Consider the following 13835-nt stretch of genomic DNA (forward strand, 5'->3'; position numbering starts at 1 on the left):
CTTCCGGGCGACCGCGACAACATCGCGGCGGAACTCGGGTGGGTAGGGCTTGGGCATGATGACATCTTTCCAGCGAAGACGAATCTCCACAGGTCAGGAGTCAACCAAACCGGGGGCAGTCCCAACCATCTCTTCGTGAAGGATTTCCGTCCCATTCATCCGACGCACTACGTCACCATTTTTCTGACGAATGCGTCGAAGGGCGCCGAGAAGTTCACGGTTGAGCGTCTGCGGTCTACGTGGCTCGTAGAACACTTAAAAGGTGGGACCGAGCCATTCGCCCTCATGGCCGCTGCCGGTGTGAAGTCGTTCTCCACCTTCGAACGCCTCGCTGAATATGTCCCTTTGCCCTCGGGCGACCGGCTGACCGCGATGTTCCGACGGGACTTCCGCGATGTCTGAGACGCCGGCGAGCCCCGAAGTCATGGAGTCCCTCTGGCAGGCGTTGCCCGTGGGCCGCTTCACAGGTAATCACAGCCAGATCAGCCACCGCCAAGTGGAATTTGTCGTCCAGCTCATCGACGATTCGGGCGTCGCAGACCAAATCGACGCTTGGCAGCTCAGCGACCGGAAGAAGACTGGTGCCGGCGGACGACCGCGCCTTGTCTCCACTCGCACCGCCCTGGCCCTATTGCTCCTACTGAGCACCGAGCACAGCTCCCTGTTCGTAAAAGAGATGGCGGTCATCGCGGGCGAGCGACTCAGCAACACGTCTCTTCGCCACCTTGGACTCTGGGGTCATCAACGCGACGCGAATGCCTGGTTCTGGCCGCTTTGGCGCGCGCTTCACCGCGCTCTCGACGCCATCGACCCGAAACCCGGGCACCGACGCGAGTTCCCAACTCCCGAAGAAATTGAACTAACTCTTCGTCACCGTGAGGAGACCGGTGCCAGCGCCAAGCAGGCGCGTCTGAACTGGGTGTGCAATCAACTCGTTGAGGCAACATTGCAGCTTGTCCCAGCCGAGTTCCGTCAGAACTGGGAAGGCGACCTATGCATCGACGCAACTGTTGTGCCCGCCTTCGGAAAGCGCGGCGCCCCGTGGGGCAAGAAATTCCACGCCGTCGAGCATGATGCCGGCTGGTACACCCGCGACAGCCGGCACAACACACCGACTGATCCGAGGAAGGTCAAGAAGGCGGTGTTTGGCTGGGACGTGACAATTGCCGTTCAGACCAACCACGACCCAAACACTCTGCCCGGATTTCCTCTCCTCGTGGCAGGCATCGCCATGACAGTCCCCGGCAGGGCTCTCATCGAAGCAGCAAAGGACATCGTCGTCGGTGTCGCTGGACGAGGCCACCCCATTGGTCGTCTCACCGGTGACCGCGGCTATGCAGCCAGTGCGCATCCGGACGACTACCAACTCCCTGCTCGCCGTCTCGGCTACAAGATCTACACCGACTACAGAGAGGACCAACTCGGAGCGAAAGACGGATACGCCGGCGCCATCCAAGTAGAAGGAGCCTTGTACTGCCCCTCGATGCCCGAGCGCCTCATCACCGCGACAATCGACGAGCGAGCTGGCCGGATCGACAAGAAGCACTGGCGTCAACTGATCGTCGAACGGCGTCAGTACATGCTGCGACCCAAGTCCAAGCCTGACGCGAAGGGCAGCATTGCGATGATGTGTCCCGCACGCGGTCCCGGCGCAACCGCCAACTGCCCGCTAGTCAACGGCGGGTGCGGTCCCAGCGATGACGCCCGCACTCCCATCTTCGACCCGCCCGAAGAAAACAAGCGCGATAAGGTCTGCACGAACGCCACCTCCGTGACAGTCCCGATCGAGGCGGGCGCAAAGCTCGCGCAAGACATCCAGTACGGCTCCGACGAGTGGTCCACGATGTACAACCACGACCGGAACACCATCGAAGGAGTCAACGGGTTCTTAAAGGACGGCGCCCACGAAGGCATCCACATCGCAGAACGACGCAGGATGCGCGGCTCCACAGCGCAGTTCCTAATGATCGCCATGCTCGTGGTGACTGGAAATCTGCGGAAGCTCCAGAACTTCCGAGACGAGATGACGGCCAATACTTCTGTCTCCCGCGATGACCGAGACGCCGCCCAGTTAGCGGCACGGAAGAAGCGACGAGAGAACAACACTCGAATCGCACCTTGGGACAACTTCGCTGCCAAGAACAAAGAGGAAGACCGGCTGGCCGCAAGGAAGAAGGACCCACCGGGCAAGAAGTAGTTGACGCCGAGTCACCAAATTCACTTACCTGCATCACAAGGCGCTTCGTCGCGCTCGGAACCTGAAGTTTCGACCGACTGAGGCGCCATTTCTCTGCCCAGTGCACGGTGAAGCCGCGCGTAAAAGACGAACAACTGTCTTCGAGCGGGTGCAAGTTGCTCGAAACGCTAAGAATGACGAAAGGCCCCCGGTTTCCCGGGGGCCTTTCTTGTTCGCTTTGGGTTTTGCAAATAGATACTTCCTATTTTGCAATTGACCCCCTGTGCGCGAGGGGGGACTTGAACCCCCACGTCCTTTCGAACACTGGCACCTGAAGCCAGCGCGTCTGCCAATTCCGCCACTCGCGCGAACTTTGAAATCCTAGCATTCCGCGGGCCCCGAACGCCATTCGAGCCGATCCGGCGTCCGCCTCGCGCTCGGAACACCCGGCGATGCCCGGTTCGGCCACCCCCGTTGGTGGTCCAACGGAACTACCCCCGTAGGATGACTTCCCGTGCCCCGACCCGCCCATTGGGTGAGTTAACACGTGGGGCAAGTAACATGCACATAGCCAAACGGACCGGATCGGGAGACCTGTGGGCATACTGGATAGCTTTGAGAAAGGTCTTGAGCGCGCCGTAAACGGCGCTTTCGCCAAGACCTTCAAGTCGGGCGTGCAGCCGGTGGAAATCACCTCGGCGCTGCGTCGTGAGCTCGACACCAAAGCCGCCGTCGTGTCCCGCGACCGCATCCTCGCGCCCAACCGGTTCACCGTGCGCCTGGCCGACGCCGACTACCGCCGCATGCGAGACCTCGGCCCGGCCCTCGTCGACGAGCTCAGCCAGCTCGTGCAGCAGCACGCCGCCTCGCAGGGCTATCAGTTCACCGGCGCCGTGACGATCGCCTTCGCCGAAGACGACACCCTCAGCGAGGGAATGGTGCAAATCGATTCCACCTCGGTCAAGGGCACCGTCGCCTGGACCCCGGTCGTGGACATCAACGGGCAGCGCCATCAACTCGTCAAGTCCCGCACCGTCGTCGGCCGCGGCTCGGATGCCGACATCACCATCGATGACACCGGCACGTCGCGCCGCCACGTCGAGATCATCTGGGACGGCGCCCGGGCGCAGGTGCGCGACCTCGGCTCCACCAACGGCTCCCAGCTCAACGGCGCCCCGGTGAAGCAGGCCATCCTCGAACCCGACTCGGTCATCACCATCGGCCGCACCCGCATAGTTTTCCGCGTTGTCGCGCAAGCCGGCGCCGACCAGGCCGAAGCCCGGCGGGTCGATGACGCCACCCAACGGCACGATATGGGCGGTTTTTGGGGGCCGAACGAATGAATCCCAGTGAATTAACCCTGTTGGTGCTGCGCCTGGCGTTCCTGTTGATGCTGTGGCTGTTCATTTTCGGCATCGTCTACGCCCTGCGCAGCGACCTGTTCGGCCACCGGGTGCGCAAGCTCGCCACGGATGCCCCGCCAGCGGCCGGCGTCCCCTTCGCCTCCCCGCCGCCCGCGCCCGTAGCGGCCGCCGCGCCGTTCGCGCAGCCGCCGAGCGCCTCCGCCTCCGCGCCGACCGAGCAGTTCTCCCAGCAGAAGGCCCCCGCGGTGCCGTCTGGACCGGAGAAGGCCACCACCCGGACGGCCACCCGGCTCGTCATCACCTCAGGACCCAAGGCCGGCACCGAGTTCCCGCTCGGCTCGGAACCGGTCACCATCGGCCGTTCGAGCGATTCAAGCCTGGTCATCCGTGACGACTACACCTCCACCCACCACGCCCGTCTGATGCTCTGGCATGACGACTGGATGCTGCAGGACCTGGATTCCACCAACGGCACCTTCCTGAACGGCAAGCGCGTGGCGGTGCCCACCTCGGTGCCGCTGAACACCACCGTAAAAATCGGCGCGACCAGCTTCGAGCTCCGGCGGTAGTGCATGGCAACGGTTAGTCACAGCGCAGCCGCGTCCAACGTTGGCAAGATTCGATCCAACAATCAGGACTCCGGGTACGCCGGGCACTCCCTGTTCGTCGTGGCCGACGGCATGGGCGGGCACGCCGGCGGAGACGTCGCCTCCGCCATCGCCACAAAGCGCATCATGGAGGCCGACCAGGCCTACCAGTCGCCGCAGGACGCGGAATTCGCGCTGCAGGCCGCCCTCATCGCCGCGAACTCGCAGCTGGCCGAGACGGTCTTCGAGCACGCCGAACTCACCGGCATGGGCACCACGGTCAGCGCGCTCGTGGTGCTCGACGACCAGGTCGCCATCGCCCACATCGGTGACTCCCGCATCTACCTGCTCCGCGACGGCGAACTCTCCCAGATCACCACCGACCACACCTTCGTGCAACGGCTGGTCGACAGCGGCCGGATCACCGAGGCAGAGGCCATGGTGCACCCGCGTCGCTCGGTGCTGATGCGGGTGCTCGGCGACGTCGAGTCGTCCCCCGAGATCGACACGTCGATCCTCGCGACCCGCGCCGGCGACCGCTGGCTGATCTGCTCCGACGGGCTCAGCGGGGTGGTGTCGAACACCGGCATCGCCAATGCTCTGAAGGCCCCGCTCGACGCCCAGGCCGTCGCCGACCGATTGATCAAGGAGAGTCTGGACGGCGGCGCCCCCGACAACGTCACCATCGTCATCGTCGACATCGATGAAGACGCGGAACGCCAGGGCGAACCTACCGTGGTCGGCTCGGCCTCCGCCCCGCTGGCTTTCGGCGAGGAGCCGGTACGTACCCGAGCGCCGCGCATCCCGTCCCTGCGGCTGCACCCGGTGCGGGAAACGCACTTCGAGCCCGACTCGCAGGACTACCTCTCCGAGCTCATCGAAGAGGACGCCCGGCGTGCCCTGCGGCGCAAGATCACCTGGCTCGCCGGGATCGTGCTGCTGGTCCTGGCCATCGTCGGCGCCGCCGTGCTGGGTTACCAGTGGACCCAGAGTCGCTACTACGTCGGCGTGGAGGGCAGCACCGTCGCCATCTACCAGGGCATCCAGCAAGACCTGGGCCCGATCAAGCTTTCCAGCGTCTACGAAGACACCGACCTGGAACTGAACCAGCTGCGGGTCTACGACCGCCAGCAGGTGGAGCGCACCATCAGCGCATCGTCCCTCAAGGACGCCGAACTCATCGTGGACCGGTTGAGCAATGCCCCGGCAGAGTAACCCGGCCGTGGACGCCCGTGAGGCTGCCCCGAAGACCGGCAAGATCCGTCGGCTGCACCTGCCGCAGAAGCTGCGCAACCTCGAGCTGTTCCTGCTCACCATCGCCTGCGGCGTCAACCTGGGTGCCGTCGTGCTGGTGCAGTTGGGCGCCCTTGGCCTGATCGACACCACCCTGGTGCTGCTCGGCGCGAGCCTGTCCGGCCTGGTCTTCGCCCTGCATTTCGTGCTGCGGATCGTCGCCCGCGAGGCCGACCCGTTCCTGCTGCCGATCGCCACACTGCTCAATGGCATCGGCATCGCCATGATCTACCGCATCGACATCGCCAACAACGAGAGCGGCTGGGCCAGCGCGGCCGTGCGCCAGACGGTGTGGAGCGGCCTGGCTATCGCCTGCGCCATCGCCGTGATCCTCATCATCCGCAACCACCGGGTGCTGTTCCGGTACACCTACGTGGCCGGGTTCGTCGGTGTGGCGCTGCTGTTGCTGCCGCTGGTACCGGGTCTCGGCCGCGAGGTCAGCGGCGCCAGGGTCTGGATCGGCTTCGGCGACTTCGCCACCTTCCAGCCGGGCGAGATCGCGAAGATCGCGCTAGCCGTGTTCTTCGCCGGCTACCTGGTGCGCAACCGCGACAGCCTCTCGATGGTGGGCAGGAAGTTCTTGGGGATGCGATTCCCGCGCCTGCGCGACCTCGGCCCGATCCTCGTGGTCTGGGCCCTGTCGATGTCGGTCATCATCTTCCAACGTGACCTGGGCACCGCCCTGCTGTACTTCGGCCTGTTCCTGGTCATGCTCTACCTGGCCACAGCCCGGCTCAGCTGGGTGCTGATGGGCATGTCGCTGTTCCTCGGCGGAGCCCTGATCGCCAGCCAGACCCTCGATTACGTCAACGGCCGGTTCACCAACTGGCTGGATGCGCTGAACCCGGCCGTGTACGAAGCCGACGGCGGCAGCTACCAGCTGGTGCAGGGACTCTTCGGGCTCGCCAAGGGCGGGCTGATCGGCACCGGCCTCGGCCAGGGCCGCCCGGAGCTCACCCCGGTCCCGCAGAGCGACTACATCATCGCCAGCCTCGGCGAAGAACTCGGCCTGGCCGGCCTGTTCGCCATCCTGGCGCTGTACCTGCTCTTCGTCGCCCGCGGTTTCCGCATCGGCTTCGCCGGCCAGGACGACTTCGGCAAGCTCCTGGGCGTCGGCCTGTCCTTCGTCGTGGCGCTGCAGTGCTTCATCGTCATCGGCGGCGTCACCCGCGTGATCCCGCTCACCGGCCTCACCACCCCGTTCCTGGCCGCCGGCGGCTCCTCCCTGGTCGCCAACTGGATCATCGTCGGGCTGCTGTTGCGCCTGTCCGACACCGTCCGCAACCAACCTCGGCTGGTGGTCTAGATGAATCGTGAACTCAAGCGCGTCAGCGTCGTGGTGCTGCTCATGTTCGTGGCCCTGCTGTGCTCCACGTCGATCGTTCAGGTTTTCCAGTCCGACAACCTGGCCGCGGATGACCGCAACACCCGCACCCTGCTGGACAGCTACTCCGTCGAACGCGGCGCCATTCTCGCCGGCGGCCAGCCGATCGCCCAGTCCGTGCCGGTCGACGACAACTACAAGTTTCAGCGCACCTACAGCAACGGACTGCTGTACGCCCCGATCACCGGTTTCATCCCCGTCAACGGCGCCCCCACCGGGCTCGAGCAGGCGCTCAACGGCGAACTCAGCGGAACCTCGAACGCGCAGTTCTTCGACCAGGTGTCCAGCCTGGTCACCGGCCAGGACCCCAAGGGCGCAGCGGTGGAGACCACCATCGACCCCGTCGCGCAGCAGGCCGCCTGGGATGCCCTTGGCGAGTACAGCGGCTCCGTGGTCGTCACCGAACCGGCCACCGGCCGGGTCCTCGCGATGGTCTCCAAGGAAAGCTACGACCCCAACACCCTCGCCGTACATGACAGCGCCGCGGTCAACGGCACCTACGACGCCCTGGTCAACGCCCCCGGCGACCCGCTGATCAACCGGGCGATCAACTCGCTCAACCCGCCCGGCTCGGTCTTCAAGCTCGTCGTGGTCGCCGCGGCCCTCGAGTCGGGTCAGTTCACGCCGGAGAGCACCTTCCCCAACCCGGCCACCTACCAGCTGCCCAATTCGAGTTCCATCGTCACCAACTCCGGCGGCGGCACCTGCGGCTCGGGCGAGACGACCACCATCGCCACCGCCCTGCTGCTCTCCTGCAACATCCCGATGGCCGAACTGGGGGTGCAACTCGGCGACGACGCCATCCGCGAGATGGCCGAGAAGTTCGGGTTCAACTCCGAATTCAGCATTCCGCTGTCGGTCACGGCCAGCAGCTACCCGGCGGACCCTGACGCCGCGCAGACGGCCCTGTCGGCCTTCGGCCAGACCAGCGTGCGTGCCACCCCGCTGCAGATGGCCCTGGTGTCGGCCACGATCGCCAACGGAGGGATTGAAATGAAACCCAACCTGGTGGACCAGATCCTGGCACCGGACCTCAGTCCCCTGCAAACCTTCGAACCCGTCGCCGCCGACCGCGTGCTCAGCGCCGAAACCGCCGCCACGATGACCCAGATGATGACCAACGGGGTCAGGGAGGGTGCCGCGAGCAATGCAAGAATAGACGGAGTCGACGTGGCGGGAAAAACGGGGACTGCGGAAAACGGCGACGATGACCCATACACCTTGTGGTTCACCGGATTCGCCCCCGCGGATGACCCGCAATACGCGATTACCGTTCTCATCGAAGATGGCGGGGGACTCGGTCAGACGGGGTACGGCAACTTGCTTGCCGCACCGATAGCGAAACAGGTACTAGAGGCGGTGCTGAATAAATGAGACCCACAGCAGGGCTCACCTTCGGGGGACGTTACGAGCTGCAATCCCGCATCGCCATCGGCGGTATGGGCGAGGTGTGGCAGTCCATCGACCTCGTAATCGGTCGCACGGTTGCCATCAAGATCCTCAAGGACGAATACCTCGGCGACCCCGGCTTCCTCGAGCGCTTCCGCGCTGAGGCCCGGCACGCCGCCCTGGTCAACCACGAGGGCATCGCCAACGTGTTCGACTACGGCGAGGAAGACGGCAGCGCCTTCCTGGTCATGGAACTGGTGCCCGGTGAGGCGCTCTCCACGATCCTCGAGCGCGAGCACACGCTGCCCGCCGACAAGGTCCTCGACATCGTCGCGCAGACCGCCGCCGCGCTGCACGCCGCGCACGCCGCCGGCCTGGTGCACCGTGACATCAAGCCGGGCAACCTGCTGATCACGCCGGAGGGCCGGGTCAAGATCACCGACTTCGGTATCGCCCGCATCGCCGACCAGGTTCCGCTCACCGCGACCGGTCAGGTCATGGGAACGGTGCAGTACCTCTCGCCGGAACAGGCCAGCGGTCGATCGGCCTCACCGACCACCGACATCTATTCCCTCGGCATCGTCGCGTACGAAAGCCTGGCCGGCCGCCGCCCGTTCACGGGCGAGTCGCAAGTGGCCATCGCCATGGCGCAGATCAACGAACAGCCGCCGCCCCTGCCCGACACCGTGTCGGAGCCGGTGCGCAACCTGGTGATCTCCTGCCTGGCCAAGAACCCGGCCGAGCGGCCCGCGTCCGCGGCCCACCTGGCCCGGGCGTCCATCGCGCTCCGCCGCGGCGATGTGGCGGCGGCAGCTGCATCCGTGCCGGCCGTGATGGCCGGGATCACCCCGACCGCGGCCACCCAGCTGATGCCGGGCGCCGGGTCGGACCAGACCACCAGGCTGATGCCGTCGGCAGCAGCCGCAACGGCCGCCCAGCCGGGCACCCGTGCCGAGGCTGCAGCCGCGGCGGCCGCGGCCAGCCCCGCGACGAAGAAGAAGAAGCGCAGCCCCTGGACCTGGCCGCTGGTCGCGCTCATTTCCATCCTCGCCCTCGTCCTCGGCGGCACGGTCTTCATGATCCTCACCGAACAGACGACCACCCCGGACCCGGCCCCGACGTCGCAGACTCCGGCACCGCCGGTCACCGAGTCGACCCCGACACCGACGCCGACCCCCACGGCGACGACCGTGCGGATCAACCGCGACGAGTTCCTCGGACGCACCAGCGGGGAGGCGCGCGACAAGCTCGCCGAACTCGAACTCAGTGCGAACGTCGTCAACGATCAGCGCGCCGCCGAGACCGAGGACCAGATCGATCGCGTCTACGAGGTCAACCCCACCGGGTCGGTCGCGAAGGGCACCACCATCACGGTCAGCGTGTACGGCGCCCTGGCCCTGCCCGCCACGCCGTCGAGCGCGCCGACCGCCGACCCTGCCACGGTCGAGCCCGCCGGCACCGTGACCGTCTCCTGGCCGGCGCAGGCCTGCCCCACCGGCCAGGAGCTGTCCGGGTACGAGCTTCTCGCCGACGGCAACGGCGCCGTGTCTCCCGCGCCCACCGGCGCCGACACCACCACGGCCACGGTCACGGCCGGCGAGGGCGACTTCACGGTGAAGTACCAGTACTTCTGCGGTGACGTCTCCTCCGGGTACTCGCCCGCCACCTCGGTGGTTGTCGAGGCCGAGGAGGAGCCGACGCCGGTTCCCACCCCGACCGCGACGGCCAAGGCACCGGCGGCCACACCGGCACCGGCCGGCTAGTCCACCGTCGGCCAGACCGCGAGGCGGCCGGCCGACGATGGTCTCTTGAGTAAAATTACCAACAGTGTCCGCGAACAGGGAGATTTGCATTGACTGATGAGGGCCGACTGCTTGCTGGTCGATACCGCGTCGGCGCGTCAATCGGACGCGGCGGCATGTCCGACGTGCACATCGGCACCGACTCGCGTCTGGGCCGCACTGTGGCCATCAAGCTCCTCAAGTCGTCGCTGGCGGCGGACCCCGCGTTCCGCACCCGGTTCCGGCAGGAGGCCCAGGCCGCCGCGCGCATGGCGCACCCGACCATCGTCAGGGTCTTCGACGCCGGCGAAGAGACCATCACCGAAGACGACGGCACCGAAACCCAGATTCCGTTCATCATCATGGAGTTCGTCGACGGGCGCCTGCTCAAGGACATCATCAAGGAAGGCCCGATCGAGACGACCGAGGCCGTCCGCATCATCGACGGAGTCCTGACCGCCCTCGAGTACTCGCACCGCGCCGGTGTCGTGCACCGTGATATCAAGCCCGGCAACATCATGATCACCAAGGCCGGCCAGGTCAAGGTTATGGACTTTGGCATCGCCCGCGCCATCTCCGACTCCGCCACCACCGTCGCGCAGACCACCGCAATCCTGGGCACCGCCTCCTATTTCTCGCCCGAGCAGGCCAAGGGCGAATCCGTGGATGCGCGCACCGACCTGTACTCCAGCGGTGTCGTGCTCTTCGAAATGCTCACCGGCCGGCCGCCGTTCCGCGGCGACACGCCCGTGGCGGTCGCATACCAGCACGTCAGCGAAGCGCCGGTCAAACCGAGTTCGATCAACCCCAAGGTCTCGCCGGCACTGGACACCGTTGTCCTGCATGCCCTGGCCAAGGACCGCTTCGACCGCTACCAGAGCGCCGTCGAGTTCCGGGGCGACGTGGAAACCGCCGGCGCCGGCCACATCCCGGTGCGCCGCCCGGCCGACGACATCGCCGGCGGCCTCTTCGGAGCACCGCCAGAGGTCGCGTCCACGTCCGAGCTCGCCCTCAAGCAACTTGCCGAGGACCAGACCATGGACCGCACCCAGCGGCGCCCCCCGGTGATCTGGATCTGGGCGGGCATCGTCAGTGTCGTCGTCATCGTGATCGCGGTGATGTTCTGGGCGCTGAGCCTGAGCCCGAGCGACGAGCTGCCGGACACGTCCAGGCGGGTTCCGGTGCTCACCGGCACGAGCTACGACGATGCGCAGGACACCCTGCTCGAGCTGGACCTCGCCGCCACGAAGGCGGAAGAATCCAGCCCCACCGTGGCCAAGGACGAAGTGATCCGCACCGATCCGCCATCCGGCACCATCGCCGCTCCGGGCAACGTCGTAAAGGTCTACGTATCCACCGGCGCTGAGCTCGTGGAGATGCCGGACACCACCAACCAGCCGTTCTCCGCCGCGGAGCCGTTCCTCACCGAGCGCGAATTCATCTCGGGGTCCGTCACCACGCAGAACTCACCGGATGTGCCCGAGGGCATCGTCATCGACACCGTGCCGGAGCCGCACAGCCAGACTCCCCTGGGATCAACCGTGGACTTCACGGTCTCCACCGGCCTCGTCACGATGCCCAACGTGGTCGGCCAGTCGCTGACGGCGGCGAACCAGCTGCTGATGACCACGGACCTGCAACTGGAGCCCACCCCGGTCGCCGACTACACCTGCGACCAGCTGACCGGCTCGCCGATCATCAAGCAGTCCCTGGCGCCCGGCGACGTGCCGCAGAAGTCCGAGGTCACCCTCACCTACTGCGCCGGCTAGCGCCACACGGGACGAGGCGGGGTCAGCCCTTGAGCATCGGAGTGAGGTGCTTGGCCGTCTCTTGAGCCTCTGGCAGGCCGGCCAGCGCCAACCAGTTCGCCACCATCAGGTAACCGCCCTCGGTGAGCACCGACTCCGGGTGGAACTGCACGCCGAGGATCGGCGCGGAGACATGCCGCAAACCCATGATGACTCCGCCGGCGGTGCGGGAGGTCACGACGAGGTCACTGGGAACTGTGCCGTCCACCACGGCCAGGGAGTGGTACCTGGTGGCCGTGAACGGCTGCGGAACCCCCGCATAGAGCTCACTACCGTCGTGGGTGATCTGGGAGGTCTTGCCGTGCATGAGTTCCTCGGCGTTGGTCACCGTGGCGCCGAAAGCCTCGGCGATCGCCTGGTGACCCAGACACACGCCGAACAGGGGCAGGTTCGTGGCCAGCGCGACTTCCACTGCGGGGATGGACAGCCCCGCGTCGGCCGGCTTGCCTGGACCAGGCGAAACCAGCACACCGTCGAACTCGGCCAGCCGCTCGGCCATCGCGGCGGCGGGAAAAGCGTCGTTGCGCAGGACCTCGGTCTCGGCTCCCAACTCTCGGAGGTAGCCGTTGAGGGTGTAGACGAAGCTGTCGTAGTTGTCGATCACGAGAATGCGGGTCATGGGGCGCCCACCGTCACTTCCTGGTTGTCAACGATCGTATTCACCCAGGGGAATATCCAGGTGGCGAGGGAATGGAGCACAGCGGCCACCAGAATCAGCACGAGTAGCACGCGCACCCAGGCAGGTCCGGGCAACAAGCGCCAGATGACTGCATACATGGTGTGGTCCTCGGTCTTTCTGTCTGGTCGGGTTGGTGTCTGCGCGGGCTCAGGCGGCGGGCATCATGGCGGCCAGCTCGGCCGGTGGCCCGGCGGAGGTCGGCTGCCAGGTCTCGAATACACCGTATGCGATGATCCGTTCCGCCGTCGAGAGAAGCGGGTTGCAGGTTGTCAGGGTGATCAGGCGGTCCACGGCGGTCGCCTCCGGATCGTGCGGCACCGGTGCAATGGCTTCGATGGTGCTCGGTGGCACGTACTCGAAGTCCCGGAACCGGTACGTGTAGTAGCCGTCCGCGGTCTGCACGTAGATCGCGTCGTTCAGCTGTAGCTCGTTGATGGCGTGCATGCCGCCGCCGTTGGCGCTGCGGTGTGAGGCGATGGCGAAGTTGCCCACTTCCCCGGGCATCTGGGTGCTGGGGTAGTGGCCGATGCCCAGGGCTGCGCTGTTGAGCACATCGGTCCCGGTGCCCTGCGCGATCGTGCGGTGGTAGTCCGCACCGAAGCGCGGCACGTACAGCACCGCGAAAGCGCCCGCGTTGCCCGGCGCTTCGGCCACGATGGGGTCGCCGTAGCCTTCCTCGGTTGCCGGGGCCGGTTCCAGGTCCGGGGGCACGCCTTCGGTCCAGCCTTGGGCGATCGATTCGGCTGCCCTGGACTGCGCGGCGGCCATGACAGCGTCGTTCCACCACAACTGCCAGGCCAGGAACAGGAGGACCAGGACGCCGCCCGTGATCAACAGCTCGCCGAGCACTCCGACAACGCTCACCCTGGGCCGCACTGTGGCCTTCGGTGCTCGCTGGGCCCGCCGCCCACGCTGGGCCGGAACATCGGGCAAGGCCGGCTCGGTCATGCAGTCGATTCTAATCGGGCTGCGGATGGCGTTCCGCCGGGAGGGTTCGGGAGCTGTGTGCAGGCGGTGACGCTAGAATCTCAGGCATGGCACGCACAAATCCCCGAACCAAGCCCGCCCGCCCGGAGGCCCGCTCTGGCGAGGACGCCCCCAACGCCGTCTGGTTCAAGCCGGTGATGTTCGGCTTTATGCTCATCGGACTGGCCTGGATCATCGTCTTCTACGTCAGCCAGGGCGCCCTGCCGGTTGCGAGCTTCGGGTCCTTCAACATCCTCGTCGGGTTCGGGATCGCCTTCATCGGCTTCCTGATGACCACGCGCTGGCGCTGACCACCCTCACCGTCCACCGTCCGTTGCTCGCCGATTAACCACCCGTTCGGGTAGTCAATTACAGCGGTGTAATTATCCCCAATGTGGAAACTCCTGT

General features: G+C 66.2%; 13 protein-coding genes and 1 tRNA gene. 10 read left to right on the top strand and 4 right to left on the bottom strand.

Going from position 1 to position 13835, the window contains the following annotated elements; all coding sequences use genetic code 11:
• Both JWP54_RS15825 and JWP54_RS15830 read left to right on the top strand, forming a co-directional pair.
• Positions 1 to 402: hypothetical protein (locus JWP54_RS15825; protein ID WP_297373879.1), on the top strand; the 402-nt coding region annotated here is incomplete at its 5' end.
• Positions 395 to 2197: a hypothetical protein gene (locus JWP54_RS15830; protein ID WP_297373883.1), complete on the top strand. Its 1803-nt coding sequence runs from the start codon at positions 395 to 397 to the stop codon at positions 2195 to 2197. The genes JWP54_RS15825 and JWP54_RS15830, both read left to right, overlap by 8 nt.
• 263 nt (positions 2198 to 2460) lie before the next feature.
• On the opposite strand, the gene JWP54_RS15835 is transcribed toward JWP54_RS15830, so the two are convergent.
• A tRNA-Leu gene (locus tag JWP54_RS15835) sits at positions 2461 to 2544 on the bottom strand.
• Positions 2545 to 2772: 228 nt separating this feature from the next.
• On the opposite strand from JWP54_RS15835, the gene JWP54_RS15840 reads away from it, so the two are divergent.
• The 7 genes from JWP54_RS15840 (at position 2773) to pknB (ending at position 11743) form a co-directional block, all read left to right on the top strand.
• Entirely contained in the window at positions 2773 to 3519 is a 747-nt protein-coding gene (locus JWP54_RS15840; RefSeq protein ID WP_297373886.1) for a DUF3662 and FHA domain-containing protein, read from the top strand.
• Positions 3516 to 4109 carry an FHA domain-containing protein gene (locus JWP54_RS15845; protein ID WP_297373889.1) on the top strand — a complete coding sequence of 198 codons (594 nt, stop codon included), beginning with the start codon at positions 3516 to 3518 and terminating at the stop codon, positions 4107 to 4109. Before JWP54_RS15840 ends, JWP54_RS15845 begins: the two co-directional genes overlap by 4 nt.
• Before the next feature lie 3 nt (positions 4110 to 4112).
• Entirely contained in the window at positions 4113 to 5342 is a 1230-nt protein-coding gene (locus tag JWP54_RS15850; RefSeq protein ID WP_297373892.1) for a Stp1/IreP family PP2C-type Ser/Thr phosphatase, read from the top strand.
• Positions 5326 to 6726 (top strand): FtsW/RodA/SpoVE family cell cycle protein, encoded by a 1401-nt coding sequence (locus JWP54_RS15855; protein ID WP_297373895.1) that lies wholly within the window; start codon positions 5326 to 5328, stop codon positions 6724 to 6726. Before JWP54_RS15850 ends, JWP54_RS15855 begins: the two co-directional genes overlap by 17 nt.
• Positions 6727 to 8178 (top strand): penicillin-binding protein 2, encoded by a 1452-nt coding sequence (locus JWP54_RS15860; protein WP_297373896.1) that lies wholly within the window; start codon positions 6727 to 6729, stop codon positions 8176 to 8178.
• A complete protein-coding gene (locus tag JWP54_RS15865; protein ID WP_297373899.1) occupies positions 8175 to 9956 on the top strand; it encodes a protein kinase in 1782 nt (593 codons plus the stop codon). Before JWP54_RS15860 ends, JWP54_RS15865 begins: the two co-directional genes overlap by 4 nt.
• A gap of 89 nt (positions 9957 to 10045) precedes the next feature.
• Positions 10046 to 11743 carry a Stk1 family PASTA domain-containing Ser/Thr kinase gene (pknB, locus tag JWP54_RS15870; protein WP_297373902.1) on the top strand — a complete coding sequence of 566 codons (1698 nt, stop codon included), beginning with the start codon at positions 10046 to 10048 and terminating at the stop codon, positions 11741 to 11743.
• Between the two features lie 22 nt (positions 11744 to 11765).
• Here the strand turns inward: pknB and JWP54_RS15875 are convergent, their stop codons facing one another.
• Genes JWP54_RS15875 through JWP54_RS15885 form a run of 3 tightly spaced genes read right to left on the bottom strand, consistent with a single transcriptional unit; the run spans position 11766 to position 13409 of the window.
• Positions 11766 to 12401, bottom strand: coding sequence for an aminodeoxychorismate/anthranilate synthase component II (locus tag JWP54_RS15875; RefSeq protein ID WP_297373905.1), 636 nt, complete (start codon positions 12399 to 12401; stop codon positions 11766 to 11768).
• Positions 12398 to 12559, bottom strand: a complete 162-nt coding sequence (locus tag JWP54_RS15880; protein WP_297373908.1) for a hypothetical protein — start codon at positions 12557 to 12559, stop codon at positions 12398 to 12400. The genes JWP54_RS15875 and JWP54_RS15880 overlap by 4 nt, the downstream gene beginning before the upstream one ends.
• A 49-nt stretch (positions 12560 to 12608) precedes the next feature.
• The gene (locus JWP54_RS15885; protein WP_297373911.1) at positions 12609 to 13409 is read right to left on the bottom strand and encodes a class E sortase; all 801 of its coding nucleotides are present in this window, start codon (positions 13407 to 13409) and stop codon (positions 12609 to 12611) included.
• A gap of 86 nt (positions 13410 to 13495) precedes the next feature.
• Here JWP54_RS15885 and JWP54_RS15890 point away from each other — a divergent pair, with 86 nt between their 5' ends.
• Positions 13496 to 13738, top strand: a complete 243-nt coding sequence (locus tag JWP54_RS15890) for a cell division protein CrgA (protein ID WP_297373913.1) — start codon at positions 13496 to 13498, stop codon at positions 13736 to 13738.
• Positions 13739 to 13835 lie beyond the last annotated feature (97 nt).

The sequence above is a fragment of the Cryobacterium sp. genome, from assembly GCF_025463825.1.
In the GTDB taxonomy this organism is placed as follows: domain Bacteria; phylum Actinomycetota; class Actinomycetes; order Actinomycetales; family Microbacteriaceae; genus Cryobacterium.

Bases quoted from the DNA above. Each gene is read 5' to 3' on its own strand.
- JWP54_RS15830 (WP_297373883.1), top strand. From the start codon at position 395: ATGTCTGAGACGCCGGCGAGCCCCGAAGTCATGGAGTCCCTCTGGCAG.
- JWP54_RS15845 (WP_297373889.1), top strand. From the start codon at position 3,516: ATGAATCCCAGTGAATTAACCCTGTTGGTGCTGCGCCTGGCGTTCCTG.
- JWP54_RS15850 (WP_297373892.1), top strand. From the start codon at position 4,113: ATGGCAACGGTTAGTCACAGCGCAGCCGCGTCCAACGTTGGCAAGATT.
- JWP54_RS15855 (WP_297373895.1), top strand. From the start codon at position 5,326: ATGCCCCGGCAGAGTAACCCGGCCGTGGACGCCCGTGAGGCTGCCCCG.
- JWP54_RS15860 (WP_297373896.1), top strand. From the start codon at position 6,727: ATGAATCGTGAACTCAAGCGCGTCAGCGTCGTGGTGCTGCTCATGTTC.
- JWP54_RS15865 (WP_297373899.1), top strand. From the start codon at position 8,175: ATGAGACCCACAGCAGGGCTCACCTTCGGGGGACGTTACGAGCTGCAA.
- JWP54_RS15875 (WP_297373905.1), bottom strand. From the start codon at position 12,401: ATGACCCGCATTCTCGTGATCGACAACTACGACAGCTTCGTCTACACC.
- JWP54_RS15880 (WP_297373908.1), bottom strand. From the start codon at position 12,559: ATGTATGCAGTCATCTGGCGCTTGTTGCCCGGACCTGCCTGGGTGCGC.
- JWP54_RS15885 (WP_297373911.1), bottom strand. From the start codon at position 13,409: ATGACCGAGCCGGCCTTGCCCGATGTTCCGGCCCAGCGTGGGCGGCGG.
- JWP54_RS15890 (WP_297373913.1), top strand. From the start codon at position 13,496: ATGGCACGCACAAATCCCCGAACCAAGCCCGCCCGCCCGGAGGCCCGC.